Annotated in this window: 21 protein-coding genes; 18 read left to right on the forward strand and 3 right to left on the reverse strand. The window is 42.6% G+C overall.

Translation table 11 applies throughout. The annotated features are described in order from the left end of the window. Window positions 1-90: 90 nt before the first annotated feature. Genes CYL18_RS04060 through CYL18_RS04080 form a run of 5 tightly spaced genes read left to right on the forward strand, consistent with a single transcriptional unit; the run spans window position 91 to window position 4,195 of the window. The gene (locus CYL18_RS04060) at window positions 91-1,011 is read left to right on the forward strand and encodes an ABC transporter ATP-binding protein (protein WP_104848152.1); all 921 of its coding nucleotides are present in this window, start codon (window positions 91-93) and stop codon (window positions 1,009-1,011) included. Then, complete coding sequence (locus tag CYL18_RS04065; protein ID WP_104848153.1) at window positions 992-1,753, forward strand: ABC transporter permease; 762 nt, start codon at window positions 992-994, stop codon at window positions 1,751-1,753. The genes CYL18_RS04060 and CYL18_RS04065 overlap by 20 nt, the downstream gene beginning before the upstream one ends. A 24-nt stretch (window positions 1,754-1,777) precedes the next feature. Beyond that, the gene (locus CYL18_RS04070; RefSeq protein ID WP_104848154.1) at window positions 1,778-2,677 is read left to right on the forward strand and encodes a DUF1848 domain-containing protein; all 900 of its coding nucleotides are present in this window, start codon (window positions 1,778-1,780) and stop codon (window positions 2,675-2,677) included. 50 nt (window positions 2,678-2,727) lie between these two features. Continuing rightward, window positions 2,728-3,585 (forward strand): CvfB family protein, encoded by an 858-nt coding sequence (locus CYL18_RS04075; protein ID WP_104848155.1) that lies wholly within the window; start codon window positions 2,728-2,730, stop codon window positions 3,583-3,585. Window positions 3,586-3,595: 10 nt separating this feature from the next. Further along, the gene (locus CYL18_RS04080) at window positions 3,596-4,195 is read left to right on the forward strand and encodes an HAD-IA family hydrolase (protein ID WP_104848156.1); all 600 of its coding nucleotides are present in this window, start codon (window positions 3,596-3,598) and stop codon (window positions 4,193-4,195) included. A 182-nt stretch (window positions 4,196-4,377) separates the two neighbouring features. Here CYL18_RS04080 and CYL18_RS04085 read toward each other — a convergent pair whose 3' ends face one another. Next, the gene (locus CYL18_RS04085) at window positions 4,378-5,970 is read right to left on the reverse strand and encodes an ABC-F family ATP-binding cassette domain-containing protein (RefSeq protein ID WP_104848157.1); all 1,593 of its coding nucleotides are present in this window, start codon (window positions 5,968-5,970) and stop codon (window positions 4,378-4,380) included. A 351-nt stretch (window positions 5,971-6,321) separates the two neighbouring features. Between CYL18_RS04085 and CYL18_RS19675 the strand changes: the two genes are divergently transcribed. From CYL18_RS19675 to CYL18_RS04120, 7 genes are all read left to right on the forward strand, one after another. Continuing rightward, window positions 6,322-7,074: a 3D domain-containing protein gene (locus CYL18_RS19675; protein ID WP_407984513.1), complete on the forward strand. Its 753-nt coding sequence runs from the start codon at window positions 6,322-6,324 to the stop codon at window positions 7,072-7,074. Between the two features lie 170 nt (window positions 7,075-7,244). Further along, window positions 7,245-8,330, forward strand: a complete 1,086-nt coding sequence (locus CYL18_RS04095) for a YecA family protein (protein WP_104848158.1) — start codon at window positions 7,245-7,247, stop codon at window positions 8,328-8,330. 126 nt (window positions 8,331-8,456) lie between these two features. Continuing rightward, window positions 8,457-9,011, forward strand: coding sequence for a mismatch-specific DNA-glycosylase (locus CYL18_RS04100; protein ID WP_104848159.1), 555 nt, complete (start codon window positions 8,457-8,459; stop codon window positions 9,009-9,011). A 216-nt stretch (window positions 9,012-9,227) separates the two neighbouring features. Further along, entirely contained in the window at window positions 9,228-9,428 is a 201-nt protein-coding gene (locus CYL18_RS04105) for a cold-shock protein (protein WP_049670717.1), read from the forward strand. 79 nt (window positions 9,429-9,507) lie between these two features. Further along, a complete protein-coding gene (locus CYL18_RS04110) occupies window positions 9,508-9,705 on the forward strand; it encodes a cold-shock protein (protein WP_104848160.1) in 198 nt (65 codons plus the stop codon). Between the two features lie 86 nt (window positions 9,706-9,791). Next, the gene (locus CYL18_RS04115) at window positions 9,792-10,244 is read left to right on the forward strand and encodes a hypothetical protein (protein ID WP_104848161.1); all 453 of its coding nucleotides are present in this window, start codon (window positions 9,792-9,794) and stop codon (window positions 10,242-10,244) included. A gap of 19 nt (window positions 10,245-10,263) precedes the next feature. Then, window positions 10,264-10,458, forward strand: a complete 195-nt coding sequence (locus tag CYL18_RS04120) for a hypothetical protein (RefSeq protein WP_104848162.1) — start codon at window positions 10,264-10,266, stop codon at window positions 10,456-10,458. Window positions 10,459-10,570: 112 nt separating this feature from the next. Here CYL18_RS04120 and CYL18_RS04125 read toward each other — a convergent pair whose 3' ends face one another. After that, window positions 10,571-11,008, reverse strand: coding sequence for a hypothetical protein (locus tag CYL18_RS04125; protein WP_104848163.1), 438 nt, complete (start codon window positions 11,006-11,008; stop codon window positions 10,571-10,573). Between the two features lie 190 nt (window positions 11,009-11,198). On the opposite strand from CYL18_RS04125, the gene CYL18_RS04130 reads away from it, so the two are divergent. Together CYL18_RS04130 and CYL18_RS04135 are read left to right on the forward strand one after the other, a co-directional pair. Next, the gene (locus CYL18_RS04130; RefSeq protein ID WP_104848164.1) at window positions 11,199-11,849 is read left to right on the forward strand and encodes a GTP pyrophosphokinase; all 651 of its coding nucleotides are present in this window, start codon (window positions 11,199-11,201) and stop codon (window positions 11,847-11,849) included. Window positions 11,850-11,931: 82 nt separating this feature from the next. After that, entirely contained in the window at window positions 11,932-12,348 is a 417-nt protein-coding gene (locus CYL18_RS04135; RefSeq protein WP_104848165.1) for a CBS domain-containing protein, read from the forward strand. 163 nt (window positions 12,349-12,511) lie between these two features. On the opposite strand, the gene CYL18_RS04140 is transcribed toward CYL18_RS04135, so the two are convergent. Then, window positions 12,512-13,006: a hypothetical protein gene (locus CYL18_RS04140; RefSeq protein ID WP_104848166.1), complete on the reverse strand. Its 495-nt coding sequence runs from the start codon at window positions 13,004-13,006 to the stop codon at window positions 12,512-12,514. A gap of 137 nt (window positions 13,007-13,143) precedes the next feature. Here CYL18_RS04140 and CYL18_RS04145 point away from each other — a divergent pair, with 137 nt between their 5' ends. From CYL18_RS04145 to CYL18_RS04160, 4 genes are all read left to right on the forward strand, one after another. Further along, the gene (locus CYL18_RS04145) at window positions 13,144-15,462 is read left to right on the forward strand and encodes an ATP-dependent DNA helicase (protein ID WP_104848167.1); all 2,319 of its coding nucleotides are present in this window, start codon (window positions 13,144-13,146) and stop codon (window positions 15,460-15,462) included. A gap of 18 nt (window positions 15,463-15,480) precedes the next feature. Further along, window positions 15,481-15,945, forward strand: a complete 465-nt coding sequence (locus tag CYL18_RS04150; protein WP_104848168.1) for a dCTP deaminase/dUTPase family protein — start codon at window positions 15,481-15,483, stop codon at window positions 15,943-15,945. A 75-nt stretch (window positions 15,946-16,020) separates the two neighbouring features. Beyond that, the gene (locus CYL18_RS04155; protein WP_104848169.1) at window positions 16,021-16,170 is read left to right on the forward strand and encodes a lmo0937 family membrane protein; all 150 of its coding nucleotides are present in this window, start codon (window positions 16,021-16,023) and stop codon (window positions 16,168-16,170) included. Between the two features lie 641 nt (window positions 16,171-16,811). Then, on the forward strand, window positions 16,812-18,614 hold the full coding sequence (locus CYL18_RS04160) for a multicopper oxidase family protein (protein ID WP_104848170.1): 1,803 nt from the start codon (window positions 16,812-16,814) through the stop codon (window positions 18,612-18,614). Window positions 18,615-18,642: the final 28 nt, after the last annotated feature.

Below are 18,642 nucleotides of genomic sequence, written 5' to 3' on the forward strand. Positions count from 1 at the left end.
TTTTATATGGAGGAAGAAAGCTGATTAATCGATAAAGAAAAAGTTATATAAATAGTGTAAAATGGGAGTGTTGCAGAGGGAGGAATGAACATGGTAAAAACCGTGCTTCATATAAAAGCAGTTGGCAAGAAAATTGGTCGTCAGCAAATACTGGAGGATATTACCCTGGAGGTTCAGGCAGGGGAAATATTTGGCTTGATTGGTCCGAACGGAGCTGGAAAAACGACCTTAATTCGCATGATTTGCGGGTTGATGAAGCATTCTGAAGGTGAAATCCGCATCATGAATCATGATATTAATAGCTCATTTCGAGCAGCAATCAGAGAATTGGGTGCCGTGATTGAAAATCCGGCCTTTTATTTGGATCTAACAGGCTGGCAGAATCTTTGGCTGGTCGCTAATCTATATAAAGGAATAACAAAGGAACGCATACTTGAGGTAGCCGGGCTCGTCGGACTTGAAGAAAGCATCCACGATAAAGTCGATACATACTCTCTTGGTATGAAGCAGCGGCTCGGCATCGCCCAAGCCATTCTTCATAAACCGAGGCTTCTCATACTGGATGAACCGACCAATGGCCTCGACCCGAGCGGAATTCATGATTTGCGTGGGCATTTATTGTGTCTAGCCCGAGAGGAAGGGACGGCTATCTTTCTATCCACTCACTTGCTATCTGAGGTAGAAATGCTTTGTGACCGAATCGCCATTATGAAGGATGGGCGGCTGCTGGATATTAGACAAACCGTGCAAGAAGAGGTATTGGTTATTGAAACGGACGAGCATGAAAAAGCATGTGTATTATTGAATGAGCGTTATTCTGTTCTAGCATCTGACAAGGGACAAATTCGGCTGGCGGTTGAAAAAGCAGAAGTCCCTGCCCTCAATGCCCTCCTTGTCCATAACCAAATAAATGTCTATCATTTGGCTTATGAAAATCAAGGGCTTGAGCAGATGTTTCTGCAATCGGTGGCAGATAGGAGGTTGAAAAAGAATGATTTCGATGCTGGTTAATGAGCATTATCGTCTGGCAAGAAATCGTCTCGTCCAGCTTTCCTTTCTGGTCATGCCTGTGATTATTTGCCTTCTTGCGATATTTTTTTTAGATTTAGTGAAAGTCAACAATGGAAATATGTTAAATTATATGTCTATCATAGCTAGCACATTGGTGGTCATTTCGTTTTTGGGAATCGGTGTCGCAGGTACTATCCTATCAAATGAATTCCAAAATGGAACGATAAAGCTGATTATGGTACGGCCCATTTCACGGGCGGCGTTATTATTTTCGAAATGGCTTACCGTCATTTTCTATCTGCTCTATCTTTTTATATTGACGTTCGTCCTATCTATGGCTGTTGGCACCCTCTTGTTTGGGTTTGAAGGATTTGGGGCAAATGGGCATATGTTCGGATCTATTTTGCTTAATTATGCAACGGGTTTTACAGAGGCCTTGATGATTGTGACGTTCACTTATATGGTATCTGCCGTTTTCAAGAATGGCGCATTTTCCATCGGTGTCGGCATGGCAGCCTTAGTCGGAGGGAAATTGGCGACAGAGGTCTCCCGCCTGCTAGAATGGAAGGGCGGGATGATGCTCTTATTTGCCAATACGAAGCTGGATCAGTATTTTTTCGGAAACAAACCAGTCTATGATGAGATGAGTTTAACATTTTCCTTGGCAATCTTAGGATTTCATTTTTGCTTCTTTTATGGAGTTGCTTGGTGGTTCTTTGTCAAAAGGGATATTTCCGTTTAAGATAAAGGTAAGGAGAGAAGGACAATGATCATTAGCGCGAGCAGGCGTACAGACATCCCGGCGTTTTATGCCGAATGGTTCATGAATCGGATCAGGGCTGGCTATTTCATGAAAGTCAACCCGTATAACAGGAAGCAAACAAAGCAAATTTCCTTGACGCCGAACGATGTCGATGCAATCGTGTTTTGGTCTAAGAACCCAAGGCCTGTCCTTCGCCATCTTCCGGAGCTTATGGAGATGGGCCATACCCCACTGATGCATTATACATTGAATGATTATCCTGAAGAGCTTGAGCCTGGAGTTCCAAGCCTCTCCTATCGGATTAATACGTTTCAGCGCATATCAGAGAGGATTGGCACAGAGCAAATGGTTTGGAGATATGACCCAATCATCTTAAGTGACAAAACGGATGTTGATTATCATCTGGATGTATTTGGTGATGTCGCTCATGTGCTTAAGGGATGGACGAGTCGGGTCACTATCAGCTTCATGGACTTTTATGCGAAGACGAAGGGAAGACTTAGCCGGATTGAGGCAGAGAAGGGGTATCAGTTCTCTGACTGGCTCAATCCTAGTAACTCAGACAGGCTAGCTGCCCTGGCTAAGGGCTTGAATGATATAGCAGCTGCTAACGGGATGTCTGTTGTGACATGCTCGGAGCAGGTGAATTTGGATAAATATGGAATCAGGCATGGAGCATGTATAGACCAAGCACACATAGAAACGGTGCTGAACAGGACAATTGGCGGAAAGAAGGATAAATATCAGCGGGCAGAATGCGGATGCATGGAGTCGGTTGATATGGGAAGCTATGACACTTGTCCGTTCGGATGCCCTTATTGCTATGCGGTCAGAAGCGATAAGCTAGTTCGGTCAAATCAACAAAAACATGACCCAAAAAGTCCGTATTTGATCGGAGAATAGGTAATAATGAAATGAATCAATTTTTGAATTTAAGGAAGCGGTGAAAGTTAATGAATCAATTACAACCAGGAATGAAAGCGCAGTTAACAGTAGAAAGGGAGGTATCCTTCGGCTATTTCCTCTCTAATGGGGAAGAGGATGTATTGCTCCATACGAATGAGATTGTTGGAGAGATTGAGATTGGCCAGGAGATTGAAGTATTCTTGTTCAATGATAAAGAAGGCCGCTTGACCGCATCCATGCACCTTCCATCCATTATAGAAGGGGAATACGGATGGGCGCCGGTTGTGGATGTTCACCCAAGTCATGGGGTTTTCCTCAATATTGGCCTTCAGAAAGATTTGCTTATCTCTGCTGACGACCTTCCACGTATTAAACGAATTTGGCCGGAGGTTGGCGATGAACTTTACGTAACTCTTATGGTCGATAGTCGCGGCCGTTTATTCGGACGCCTCGCGACAGAGACAGTTGTACAGGAATTAAGCCAACCAGCTCCGCAATCACTTATGAATAAGGAGTTTGAAGGGCGTGCCTATCGCCTCTTGAAGGTTGGTACGTTCATTCTGACTACGGAAGGCTATCGCTGCTTCGTGCATGAAAGTGAGCGTTCTGTCGAGCCTCGTTTAGGCGAGCTCGTTAAGGGTCGTGTGATTGGCGTCAAGGAAGACGGAAGTCTGAATGGTTCCCTTCTGCCGCGAACACATGAGCGTCTAGATGAGGATGCAGAAGGAATCCTGACCTATTTGGAAAGCCGCGGGGGCAGTATGCCTTACTGGGATAAATCTGACCCGGAGGACATTCAAAAGCGTTTTGGTATGAGCAAGGCAGCGTTCAAGCGTGCCTTGGGACGTTTAATGAAAGAAGGAAAAGTCAGCCAAGCGGACGGCTGGACCACGGTAAAGAAATAGGAGATACAAGATGAACATATTATGGGATTTTGACGGTACATTGATGGATACGTATCCTTCCTATACGAAGATGGTCAAGGAGGCCAGCCAATCCGCCCTTCAGGATGAGGAAATATTTGCTCTATTGAAGGTCTCCTTTGGCCATGCCTTCAGTGAGCTTGGCTTGTCTGAGGATGAAATCAAGCATATTAAAGAGCTTGAGAGAAGCTTGGCTCCTGAGGACTTCAAACCATTCCTTGGATTGCGAGAGGTGCTTGAAGCGGCCGATATGAATGTCATCATGACCCATAAAGAACGAGCACTTGCGCAAGCCATTCTAGAGGTGAATGATCTCAATCAATATTTTACGGAAATCGTCGCGATTGATGATGGCTATCCGAGGAAGCCGGATCCGGCAAGCTATCGATATTTACATGAAAAATACCGGATTGACCTAGCAGTAGGTGATCGTGAGCTTGATATCATTCCGGCTAAGAAGCTTGGCATTCAGACTTGCCTATTCCAAAACCATGAGGCTGAGGCTGATTATTATGTGGATGATTACAGGGAGTTTTTTAAAAAAGTCCTCCTCTTAAACAAATATCAGAAGCAAGGGAATCCTGAAAAATAGGGTTCCCTTTTTCAATTTTTCACATCGTTTACACAGGGCGTAAATAGGATGTTGAATGAAATAATGTCGTAGAAATAAAGAGGTGGGACATGGATGGAAGGGGGTAGTTTGAAACAAAAGAAGAGTTGATGACCATAATAAAGCCTGCTTGAGAGATAATTCAAGCAGGCTTTATTATGGTATTAGTTTTTCACTGTTTCCAGGTATTCATCATAGGTCATTTGCTTATCAATCAAACCGTCAGGCGTGATTTCAATGATACGGTTGGCAATTGTTTGAATGAACTGATGGTCATGGGATGTGAAAATCATGGATCCCTTAAAGTTGATCATTCCGTTATTGACAGCTGTGATGGATTCCAAGTCCAAATGGTTGGTTGGTTCATCAAGCAAAAGCACATTGGCGCCGCTTAGCATCATTTTAGAAAGCATGCAGCGGACTTTCTCGCCTCCTGACAAGACAGAGGCTTTCTTCATAACTTCCTCGCCAGAGAAGAGCATTCTGCCTAAGAAGCCGCGCAGGAAGGACTCACTCTCATCCTGTGGTGAGAATTGGCGCAGCCATTCAACTAATGTTAAATCACTGTTCTCAAAGAACTCAGAGTTATCTTTAGGGAAGTAGGATTGAGAGGTTGTGATTCCCCATTTGAACGTACCCTCATCGGCTTCCATTTCACCCATCAAGATCTTGAACAGGACTGTTTTCGCATTATCATTCGCTCCGAGCAAAGCGATCTTATCATCCTTGTTCATTGTAAAGCTAATGTTATTCAATACTTTCTCGCCATCGATTGTTTTGGATAGACCTTCCACACGCAATAAATCATTTCCGATTTCACGGTCTGGCGTGAAGTGGACATATGGATAACGTCTGGAAGATGGCTTGATATCGTCAAGTGTAATCTTTTCAAGCAATTTCTTGCGGGAGGTTGCTTGTTTGGATTTAGAGGCATTCGCGCTGAAACGAGCGACGAAGGCTTGCAATTCCTTGATCTTTTCTTCCTTCTTCTTGTTGGATTCAGCTGTCAGCTTTTGCGCTAATTGGCTGGATTCATACCAGAAGTCATAGTTTCCGACATAAAGCTGAATCTTACCGAAATCAAGGTCAGCGATATGGGTACACACTTTATTCAAGAAGTGACGGTCATGGGATACGACAATGACTGTATTCTCGAAGTTAATAAGGAACTCTTCCAGCCATTGAATGGCTTTAATGTCCAAGTGGTTCGTCGGCTCATCGAGAAGAAGGACATCAGGCTGACCGAATAGTGCTTGAGCAAGGAGAACCTTCACCTTGTCTCCACCATCAAGCTCGGCCATCTTTTTGTTATGCAATTCTTCTGGAATACCGAGGCCTTTCAAGAGGATGGCTGCCTCTGGCTCAGCTTCCCAGCCGTTCAGTTCCGCGAACTCGCCTTCAAGCTCTGCGGCTCTCATCCCGTCCTCATCCGTAAAGTCAGCCTTCATATAGATAGCATCCTTCTCCTGCATCACTTCATACAGACGCGCATGACCCATGATGACAACTTGGATGACTTCTGTGTCCTCATATTCAAAGTGGTTCTGTTTTAAGACAGCGAGTCTCTCGCCAGGTCCCATGCTTACATTTCCTTGCTGCGGCTCAAGATCTCCAGACAATATTTTTAAGAATGTGGATTTACCTGCACCATTTGCGCCGATTAAACCGTAGCAATTTCCAGGCGTAAATTTAATATTTACGTCTTCGAATAATTTTCGGTCGCCGAAACGCAGACCAACATTACTAACTGTTATCATTTAATAAAATTCCTCCGTTAACTGGTATCTAGCAAATTATATCATTATTATCCCCATTAGTGAAAGAGAGCTGGTTGAAGAAGGTATTTAAAATGCTAAAAAGACGAAATTATGCTGGTAAGTTGTGGGTAATCAGCATCTTTGCGTAAAAAACTAAAGAGGACTTAGAGCCAATAATGATGCCTGCTTAAGCGGTTTCAATATGACTATTCTGTCTATTTGTTACATATATGTAATATCGCTGTAAATAACGTCATGCTCTTATTACAGAATTGTTCTTAACAAGAATCTCCCATCGCTGATACGATATGTTCTGCTAGAAATGATGGCAGATGACAGGAGGATTTTGTTTTGAAGAAGATTTGTATGACATTTTTGGCATGTGCATCAATCATTGGTTCTGTACAATGTCTTTATGCACCAAAACAAGAGGAGCCTATCACATTTGTAACGCATGCTAAAGAAACAAAAATGAAGCAAATACATGAAGATACATCCCATATATCACCCGACTTTATACGCTTGGCTTCCATGAAGATTGAGAAGCAGGCGGATGAGGAGGAAATTAATTCAAAAGGTGCTGCGATTGCCGCCAAGGCAGACGATATCACGGAAACACCAGATAAGAAAGTGTCCGTTGATGATAAAGGAAGCAAGGAGAAAGTGAAAAATAAAAAGCTTGAATCTGAGCTTGTTGCAGAAGTAGCAAAAGGCGCAGAAAAAGCTACTGTGACGAAAGACGGGGAGCTAAGAGAGCCTGCAGCTCTAGAAACAGAGAAAGCGGAAAAAACTGCTCCAGAAGAAGTGGCTGATAATAAGGTGATTACAGTCACGGCCACTGCCTATACAGCGGACTGCGAGGGAGGGACTGGCGTAACCTACACAGGCGTTGATTTGAAAGCGAATCCTGACGCGAAGGTAATCGCGGTTGACCCAGCTGTTATCCCGCTTGGAACAGAGGTATATGTAGAGGGATATGGCCATGCGGTTGCAGCTGATATCGGGGGAGCGATAAAAGGGGATAAGATCGATGTCTTCATTCCAAACGAGGACGCTGCAGAAGCTTGGGGAATGAAGACGGTTGATGTCACCATCATACAGTGATAGATTAGAGGGAGCGATTCGGATATGGACCAATCGCTTCTTTTTTTATTTATCATTGATAATATTCGCAATATACGAACAGTTTATTTTTTGTGGATTTTGTAGTAAAATCAAGGTCTTTGACGGAGTGCTATTTTAAATAAGTTTTACGATATGATGGAGGAAATAGAATGACAACAGCTACACAAGTTGATGAGTATCAATTAGATGCGTTATTGGACGCCTTGAAAATGGATGCTCTTAAAAATATTCGACGAAACCTAAACTTAAAGAATATGAGTTCATTAAGAAAAAAAGAGCTTGTTCAAGCACTTACGGAACACATCCCTGCATCGGTGCCTGAAAGAACGAAAATGATGGATCTGCAGCAATATACATCGATTGTTGCCCTCATGACAAAGAGCGGAATCATGCCGCTTGAGCAAATCGCGCTTGAGGATGTGTTCTATTTATCTAGCATAGGGTATATCCACCCATCTAAACAGGAAGACAAGCCGGTTGTCGTGATGCCTACGCAGGTTATGAAACAATTCTTCAGCCTCGATCCGAAGGACGTGATGGCTGACGTGAATCGGAACCAAAAGGTTTCCAATATTCTCTTTGGCATCGTACGCTATTACGGTTTTGCCGATCTAGCAATGGTTAAGCAATTGGTTGAGACCTATCTTGAGGAAGAAGTAGAGGCAGAATGGTTAAACAACTATATCAGCTATCTCGCTGACTATTATGGTATGTTCTATGCGAAGGATGGCTATTTAATCCATCAAACGATTCGCGAGCTTGATAGCTTCAAGCAAGTACTTGAGACAAGAGGAGACTTAAAATACTACCCTATTCCTGCGGAAAGCATGCTGAACCTCAATCGCTACGAAAGCTTTGAGAAAACGGAGCAAATGGCAGAATTCAATCAATTCCTGCAAGATACTTACTCCTTAGAGGCTGCCCAAGTAAACGAGCTTATGGAACAATTCCTCTATAAAGTCCAATTTGGCCATGGATTACAGGATGTCGTCAAATGGTTTGGCGAGAAAGTAGAATTGAAGACCGAGAAGGATTTCAACGCAATCGTTGAGCAAATTGCAAAGGTCGTCAATAACACACGCCTATGGGTATTGAAAGGCTTCACTCCATTGGAGCTTGCCCCTCAATTAGAAGGAAGCGAAAATCAAGCACCTGTAAAAAACAATAAAATCCCGCGTAATGCTCCGTGCCCATGTGGAAGCGGCAAAAAATATAAGCGCTGCTGCATGAAGTAATCAAAAGTATGTCCCTGTCTTGTCCTAAGCGGGGGCATTTTTTTATAGAATGGCAAAAGTTTTTTGACTGTAATGCCTCTTGGATTATGGTACAGTTACTTCATCACCATAAGGAAGGGATCAAGAATGGAAGATTTCGAACATTTACGGCTGCCGGTTTATATAGAGCATAATTTAGATATTTTATTTTGCGGCATCAATCCAGGAAGAGTCTCGGCCTTAGCAGGTCATTATTTCGCTAACCCAGGCAATCTGTTCTGGAAGGCGCTCCATTTAGGGGGATTAACCCCCTATCAATTTCGGCCTGATGAAACACAGAAGCTCTTGGATTACCGCTACGGAATCACCGATATTGTGGCAAGACCGACAAGAACTGCTTCGAAGCTAACCAAGAAGGATATGCTAGAAGGAGCTGCCCAGCTTGAAAAGACAATCAAGGAATATCGTCCAAAGATCCTCTGTTTTGTCGGCATAACAGCCTTTCGTCATGCATTCCAAATCCATAAGGAAAAAGTCAAGCCGGGCTTGCAGGAGGGATTTTTCTATGCGACTGAGGATTGGCAGGGCTGCCGAGTCTTTGTGGCCCCATCAACGAGCGGACTGAATGCGGGTTTCAGCAGGGAAGAGAGAATTGGCTATTTCAAGCAATTGAATGAGTACAAGAATCAAATCTTGAAATAGATGAATAAGATGGACGGAAATGACATATAAATAATCATGGATAGCGAACATATTGACAATTCGCAGGATGGTTGTTAAAATAGTCTATATTATTTATCTATATAAAATTACCCGTAAATTGAACGTTCACTTATTATAAAGTGTAGCCTTTTTACTGAGCGGTACATTTTATACTAGGTGAATTTTATTTATTAACACATTTTTGGAGGTAACAAAATGAAAAACGGTAAAGTAAAATGGTTTAATGCAGAAAAAGGTTTCGGATTCATCGAAGTTGAAGGCGAAAACGATGTATTCGTACACTTCTCCGCTATCCAAGGCGAAGGATTCAAAACTTTAGAAGAAGGCCAAAGCGTACAATTCGACGTAACTGAAGGCGCTCGCGGACCTCAAGCTGAAAACGTAATTAAACTTTAAGATTTAGCATATAAAGGCTATCCATTGAACGGATAGCCTTTTGTTACATAAATGACTTAAAACGAAAGGTGTGCCGGTAATGTACAATCGAAAAAATGTTGAGGAAGTAATCCCTGAGGAAACAAAAGTGTGGGAGTGTACAGCTGATGATTGCAATGCCTGGGTTCGCGACAATTTCAAGAGTACAGAAACCCCTTCCTGTCCTTTGTGCTCAAGCGATATGACAGAAGGAACTAAAATGCTTCAAGCGATTAATAATCCAAGACGGATCGATTAAGCCGGAATAGCTTTCATATGGACACCAAGAGACCTGACAGAATCGGGTCTCTTTTTTTGTGTGTGCCGGACAGAAGGGGGAGCAGAATGAAAAAATATATCATAACGGCTGCGATAATTATTTTGATAGGGGCTGGCGGCTATTTACTCGAGAGGAAGCAATATAGAGTAGGGCCGCCAGAACCTGCTATTGCCATCGGTAAACAGGAAGTGCCAGCTATTCGAGGCACATATTGCTGGAGTTCAATGTTGAAGGGTATTTGTGTCGATACAGCAGCGCCGCCCGGAATGATATCTATTGATAATCATAAGCCAGTTACTGCTGCACCTGGAACTGAAGTAACGATAGATTTTGATAAGAAACCATTAAAAGATTCGATTCATCTTAGCAGATGGCTGAATGAGGAAGAGAGCCTTCAAGTTCCGCTGATAGGAAATAAATTTCTGCTACCAGATGAAAAAGGGACCTATGTGTATGATGTATCCGCTAGTTGGGATAATGGCGATGCTGTCTATGCATTTGTCATTGAGGTCAAATGACCATCTAGGGGGTAAATGTATGAAAGAAAACGTGAAAGTTGCCTGGATTGCCTCTTGGTTTGCGCTTGTGGGACAGCTCATAATTTTTATGAGTATCGCTATCATTGCGAATGATTGGCGATATTTGATGTGGAGTTTCATAGTGGCCATAATGGCTGGGGTGCCGTGTATGATTCACACATGGCAAACCCAGAAGAAAGCGAAACAGGACTAAAAAAGGATGAATGATGTTAAAAATCTAAAATGAATGACAGACTTTAGGGATATCAAGTTATATGGAGAAACTAAGACGAATTTAAAGACCGGGCTGTGCTGCCCGGTCTTCTTTATTTTGATTTCCTTTCAAGCTTAACAACCGTTGTGGAACCTAAGGCAGATGCCTCATAGCTTAATATTCCATCCTCATACGTGAAGTCCTTTGTTTCAGCAGTTGAAGCTAATAGAGCATTTTCAGTCTTGGAAGTGTCATTTTTGGACGTCCAAGAATAAGATTCTGCAGCCTCAGTTGGTGCAATAAAGCTGCCTGACCAATACAATGATTTAGTGTCCCCATTATCACTTATCCAATTGATTTCGATGACATCCTCGGTTATAGTGGCTTCTTGCCATGCATCTTCTGAATTAGAATTGGTTTGAATCCATTCTCCTGAAAGGTCTAGTGGCTTTTGTGAATTTTCTTTCTCGCTGCTTTCTTTGTTACCGCTGCATGCGGTTAGTGCCAAGAGCATTACGAGTGATAAAGCATATGGTAATAATTTCTTCATGGTTTTCTCCTTTTCCTATTATAAAATAATAAATGTTCAGTTTTATTATAATATTTTTTGCAAAAAACATACATAAGATATCATTTTGCTCCTAGAGTTTATCTTAATAAAAATGAAACAATTTATTGTGAACAAACGTAAATAGTGTAAATAGCAATGTAACTTTTTTCGAAATGAGGGTTCACCTGACATGCACAGATTTGAAACAGCGGAAATTAATGAGTGGAAAAATTTTCTCATCGGCTATCGATTTGCCTTAAATGAAATGAACACAAAACTAACCATCTTAAATGAAGAGTTTGAATTAATACATAACCACAATCCGATAGAGCATATCAAATCCCGTTTGAAAAGTCCTAAGAGCATTATCAGAAAGATGAAATTTAAAGGATTAGATATGACCCAAGAGAACGTAGAGGCGAATATTCGTGATATAGCTGGGATCCGGATTACCTGCTCATTTACAAAAGATATTTATGCCATCCTAGATGCTTTGAGGAAGCAGGACGATATCCGAATTGTTGAGATAAAGGATTATATCCAAAATCCGAAGCCGAACGGCTATCGAAGCCTGCATATCATTACAGAAATCCCTGTTTTCTTCTCTAATCACAAGAGATGGATGAAGGTGGAGATTCAGATTCGGACCGTGGCAATGGATTTCTGGGCTAGCCTTGAGCATAAGATTTATTATAAATTTGACAAGGAAGTGCCTAGTCATATCCTTGAAGAAATTAAGCAATCAGCTGAAATGATTGCTGAGCTTGATCAAAAGATGGAATGCATCAATGATGAAGTGAATCTCTTGAAGAAACAGGCAGAAATAGTTCCTCAAGGCTAAAGTATCCATTCCTTGATGTGTCAAATGAACCTGTTAGGGGAATGATAGAGGCACATGACTAAAAAAGGATGGATGAAATCATATGCCTTACTTACGCGATATAATGACAACAAATGTAGATTACGTCACGCCGCTTGATAATGTTTATGAAGTTGCAGTGAAAATGAAGAACGACGATGTCGGCATCATTCCTGTTTGTGAGGATGGAACATTGCTCGGAGTTATTACAGACCGGGATCTTGTTGTAGACGGGATTGCAGAAAAGCATCCAGGCTCAACCAAGGTGACAGACCTCATGCATGCAAATGTCGTCACGGCTAATCCCGATACAACAGATAATGAAGCTGCCGCTCTGATGGCCCAGCACCAAATTAGGAGGTTGCCCGTTCTTGAGAATGGCAAGCTTGTTGGGATTGTTTCCTTAGGAGACCTGGCAGTAACATCTGGTTTCGGGGATGAAGCTGGTGATGCGTTAGAGGATATTTCAAAGGATAACTAAAAGCGGGCGATGTTAATGCCTGTTAAAGAAAAAGGGAGTGCCAATTTGGCGCTCCCTTTAGATTGCGGTAATTTTAAGAAGTGTTAACGGCGGCTTAGCGGTTTCTCGGAGTACCATTTATCTTGCAGAGTTTTAAAAGATTTACGCGATATTAGGAATTGGATTATTCATTAATGTCAAAAACCAAGATATCAAATAATTTCCCATCAACATACATAAGAGCAGCCCATTCCCCAGGGTCAGGTATCTTCACGGAAGAAGGGATATGTGCATCGGCATTGTTATTCGGTCCGCCAAGTTCCAGTGTCCAACGGTCTTTTGTAATTTGATGAGCGGTTTCAGATGCCTTATGATAGCCAACGACAGTTAGCTTTTTGGCATTTTCAACTCCCCAAAGATGCCACATCCACTTTTGACCCTCTAAGCTCGGCATATCAGCACCGATAACGCCTGATTTGTTTTCATTTCCAATTATTCCATTGGAACCGAATTCAACCGCTTTCCTATCCCAATTGATTTTGTCAAAATCGATTTCTTGAACAAATTCAGGAATACCAGCAGGTAAAACGGTTTTGCTTATAACCGTGTTCTCTGAGGTACATGCTGTCATAAAAAGAAGCATAATCACATAAATGAACATCTTGGAGATTCTTTTCATCAAATCACTCCTTAAAAATATCCTATTACTCATTAGTATATTACATAATTTTCCTTATGGGTGAACTCCTCTTAACAAATCAATATATCCTGTCTAACCCAGAACATCTGTACGTTATATGGTAAGATAGAAGGGATATGAACGGACAAGGTGGTGATGGCGACATGCAGAAGGAATACAGGATATCAATCCGTCATTTAGTGGAATATGTATATCGGGGCGGGGATTTGGATAATCGTTTCAGGGTGGCCACATCCATGTCAGAGGGGACGAGAATCCATCAGGAGATACAGTCAGCCTATGAACCTGAGGATGAGAAAGAGGTATTCCTTCGCCACCAAATTGAGAAGGAGGGCATTTTGTTCACACTCGAGGGGAGATGTGATGGCATACTTCATCGCGGAGAAGAAGTGATTATTCAGGAGATTAAATCGACATCCCAGGATATTAAGGAGCTTGAGGAGCAGGGTTACCCTGTCCATTGGGCACAGGCGAAATGCTATGCATACATATATTCCGTGCAGCATCATTTGAAGGCCATCAACTTAGAGCTGCTATATGTGGAAAAACAGACGAAAAAAACCGTTACCCACAGGGAAAGATGGACTGTCGATGAATTGGAAGGCTGTGTACAGGATATCCTGCATGCCTATTTGCCATTTGCGAGGCTGCAATTGAAACGAATAGAAGAGAAGAGAGTCACCGCTGATTCAGCTCCCTTCCCTTTCTCGGATTACCGAGCGGGTCAGCGCAAGCTGATGGGAGCAGCATGGAAAGCGATAAGTGAAAGAAAGAACCTGTTTGCACTTGCGCCAACTGGCACAGGGAAAACCATTTCCTTCCTGTTCCCTTCCATCAAGCAGATGGGTGCCGATGCGGGAGAACAGGTCAAAAAAATCATTTACCTGACTGGCAAGACGACAACGAAAAAAGTGGCAGAGAACACGATGAGAATGCTCGTTGACCGTGGTCTTAAAGCGAAGGTTGTCTCTTTGACCGCGAAGGACAAGATGTGTGAGGGACCAGTGGATGATTATGGACGCGTGCAATGCTTATATGAGGAAGGACATTTTGATCGAATTAATGAGGCCATCCTCGATATTCTTAGCCAGGAGGATATCATGGATAAGGAGACCATACAGGCCTATTCCAGGAAGCATCAGGTTTGCCCATTTGAGTATTCGATTGAATTGGCGTATCTCTCTGATGTTCTCATCTGTGATTATAATTATCTATTTGATCCCGGAGTCTCCCTGAAGCGATTATTTGAAGAGGAGAGGAAGGGAACGGTGCTGCTGATTGATGAGGCGCATAATCTTGTCGAGCGGGGCAGGGAGATGTTCTCAAAAACCTTGTGGAAAAAGGATTTTCTCCAAATCCAACGTGAATTTAAGCATACGAATCCAGCGCTCTCAGAATCCGCTAAGGTGGTCAATCGCTATTTCATCGATGCGAAAAAAGGGATGGGACAGCAAAGGATTCAGGTCGATAAGGAAAAACCGGAAGCCTTCATACAATTAATTGAGCAGTTTGTGATTGTTCTTGAGGGTGAGCTTGCCAGAGGCGGAGAAAATGCAGCCGCTTTGCTGGATGTGTACTTCAGCGCGCAAGCCTTCCTTAGAATCTCAAAATATTATAGTGAGGCATATGTGACAAAGCTATTCTTTGAGCAGCAAAATATGGGGCTGAAAATCTATTGCTTGGACCCATCTGCCAATCTTGCATCGATGTGTAAGGGTTTTGCGGCAAAAATCTTTTTCTCAGCGACGTTAACGCCTGCCAAATATTATATGGATGCTCTTGGTGGTGATTCGGAAGATTATGCATTATCTGTACCATCTCCGTTTTCGGATGAGCAGCTGGATGTTCAAATCTTTGGCCTTTCGACGAGATATAAAGACCGAGAAAGAACAGCACAAGCCATAGCAGAGGTTATTCGAATCCATACATCTGATAACGATAATTGCCTCGTCTTCTTCCCCTCGTATCAATACATGATGTTAGTTACCGGCTTATTAAACGATTTAGAAGAGACGCATGAGGTTCTTATTCAATCACAAGGTATGAATGAGGATGAGAGGGATGCGTTTCTCTTAGCTTTTGAAAAGAAGGGGAAGAAGGCTGTCATAGGATTTGCCGTGATGGGCGGTGTTTTCTCAGAGGGAATTGACCTAATTGGCGAAGCCTTAAGCGGCGTCATTATCATTGGGGCAGGGATGCCGCAAGTGAATGAGGACCGTAACCTGATCAAAGACTATTACCAATCAATCGGCGTAAATGGATTTGATTATGCGTATGTCTATCCGGGCATGAATAAGGTGATGCAGGCAGGCGGGCGACTGATTCGGTCTGAGCAGGACCGTGGGAAGCTGATCCTGATCGATGACCGTTTTTTGACAAAGAAATATCAAGCGCTATTTCCAGAGCTATGGATGTCATGCTTGAAAAGAAATTGAACAGTGAGGAAAAACAAGATGAAGAAAACAAGAGGATTTGAAACAGTAGAAAATACGTTCAGAAAGCATGGTGAATTGAGCATTCAACTGCCAATCAGAGGAGATGGCGGCTCTGCTGGGTACGACTTTTTCTCCAATGAAACAATCACGCTTGAACCAAGGGACAAGCACCTCTTCTGGACAGACGTAAAAGCTTATATGCTTGCCGATGAGGTGCTTGAAGTATACATTAGGAGCAGCCTCGGAGTTAAGCACTTGCTGGCGTTAGCGAACGGGACAGGTATTATTGATTCCTCTTATTATGGGAATCCCGGCAATGACGGCAATATTGGCATTTGTCTTGTTAACTGTGGAAGTGAGCCTGTCGTAATTGAGAAGGGAGAACGAATAGCTCAAGGCATTTTTAAAAAATACTTAGTCGCAGATGATGACCAAGTCCTTCATCAGCAAAGAGAAGGTGGATTTGGTTCCAGCAATCGCTAAATAAACCAATTGTTTCAATTCGCTCCATATAGGGTACTAATTCATTAAATCAATTAAAGAAAGTGAGTGAATTAGATGCTTTGGACGATTATTGGAATTATATTAGCTGTTTGGCTCCTTGGTTTCCTGTTTGATGTAGCCGGGAACTTGATTCATATCTTGTTGGCGGTGGCTGCGATTGTGTTTGTCATCAATATCATTCGTGGAAGAGGTACTCGAGCCTGAATAGAGTAGAAGTAAAAAAGGTTGCCTGATTGTCCTTTATAAGGACGGTTTGGTGACCTTTTTTCCTTTTTGTCTAGTAGCTATACCTGCTTGAAGGATGCTATTTTTCTTAAAAATTATGTTTTTCCCCGCCTTATTAACGAATAGCTCTTCCACTGTCTCGCTTTAAAATACCAGGCAGGAGCCGTAAGCCCTGTGGGACTTAGGTTATTTTCTCTATGTTGATTTCTGAAAAATTCGTTTATTAGTGGTTTTGAACTACTGGGAAAATAAGTAAACTAGTGTTTTCCTAACTTGTCGACTCTCTTTCTAGTGAATTACGATAGATATGCGAGAATCTTGGCGAAAAAACAAATAATTAATTCAGATACAGCTTGTTAAAGATTGAATGAATGGCTTATAACTAGTTAATAGAAGATGACGGTGGTATAGCTGCGTCATCTTTTTTTTATGTTAGCAAATTATTGGTCCAGGAAGTCAAACCGATTCATCGAAGGTGATTATTTCAAACTGGTCCGGACTTTATTTACCCTCCAGCTTTAATTTCGCATCATACAAATCCCCATTTTCAATAAAACAAACAGTTGCCGTGTAGCAAATGGACAACCCTTCGCATTTAATGGAATAACGAAAGGAGGAAGATGATGGATAGAATTAATTCGGCTTCAATTCCGAAATATGTGAATCAATTGGCAATCCCGCCGGCTTTTGTACCAGAAATCGTGAAAGACCGGAAAAAAGGGAAGGTACAAGCCCATAAATATAAAGTGAAGGCTAGTGAATTCAAGCAACAGGTCCTTCCTGATAATTATCCGCAAACAACCGTGTGGGGGTATGGGGGAGATATCAAGGATAAGCGAACAGGAAAGAAGGTGTTCTTCCAGCATTACCCGGGTCCGACCTTTGAAGCGGTCAGGGGAATCCCAATCAATGTAGAATGGATTAATAATCTAAAAGGGCCACATCTATTTCCTGTAGACCCAACAATCGATTGGGCAAACCCTAATCGTTTCCCGCCGCCATCACCACCCTTTATTCCCTTTCCGCCTGGATATCCCGAGGCGCAGTTTCCGGTTCCCATTGTGACGCACTTGCATGGAGGGGAGAACCCTTCAGCCTTTGACGGTCATCCCGAAGCTTGGTTTACGGCAAATGGAATAACAGGTCCGAAATTTGACACGCGGCATTATACGTACCCAAATAAACAGGAGCCAACGACTCTTTGGTATCACGATCATGCGCTAGGCATAACGAGACTGAACGTGTTGGCAGGATTGGCTGGTTTTTATTTGCTAAGGGACCCGGAGGATAAACTTGCTAAACATCTCCCGAGCGGGGAATTTGAGATTCCGCTGCTTATTCAAGATCGGAGCTTTAACACAGACGGTTCATTTTTCTATGATCAGGTGGGTGTGAATCCTGATATTCATCCTTATTGGGTGCCGGAATTTTTTGGCGATACGATTGTCGTAAATGGAAAGGTGTGGCCTAACCTGAATGTGAAGCCTAGAAAATATCGGTTCAGAATGCTCAATGGATCAAACGCCCGCTTTTATCATTTATCACTATCGAATAATCAGCCATTCACGCAGATTGGAAGTGACGGAGGCTATTTACCAGAGACTGCTGAGTTAACATCCCTTTTAATTGCCCCTGCAGAACGTGCTGATGTCATTATCGATTTTTCCAAACTTGCACCTGGCACTAAGCTTATCTTGAGAAATGACGCCAATGCGCCATTTCCTGCTGGCGATGCGCCAGATCCTGAAACGACAGGGCAAATCATGATGTTTACTGTCGTCCCTGATACTCCTTCTGTCAAAAGGCCAATCCCACGAAAATTAAACAAGATTCCTGTTTTAAGACCTAAAAAAACGAGAACCTTAACTCTTGTCGAACTGAGTGGCCCTGATGGTCCTGTGCAGCTTTTGCTGAATGGCCAGCCTTATAACAGTGCTATTACGGAACTTCCAAAAGCAGGAACAACCGAAGAATGGCAAATTATCAATCTTACCGGAGACACCCACCCCATTCATTTACATTTAATCCAATTCCTGCTCAAGAATCGCCAGAATGTAGATGCGGATCAATATTTAGTAGATTGGGAGACATTAAATGGGGGTCCGCCTCCTTATATGATGGAACCTAAGACATTGGATATTAGGCCATATTTACAGGACCCGCCTATTCCGCCAGCTCCAAATGAAGCCGGGTGGAAGGATACGATTAGAATGAATCCTGGTCAAGTCACGAGAATTTTAGTTCGCTTTACCTCTCAAGACGGCACACCATTTCCTTTTAACCCAAGCAATGGTCCAGGCTACGTTTGGCATTGCCATATATTAGAGCATGAGGATAATGAGATGATGAGACCATATAAAGTCAGGTCTGCGCCATTTATGGATAAGTGGAGAAAGTTTTGGAAGTGGATTTTTCGGAAGTAGAGATTTATAAGATGTGTTGAAACTATCA

Source organism: Pradoshia eiseniae, from assembly GCF_002946355.1.
Taxonomy (GTDB): Bacteria; Bacillota; Bacilli; order Bacillales; family Pradoshiaceae; genus Pradoshia; species Pradoshia eiseniae.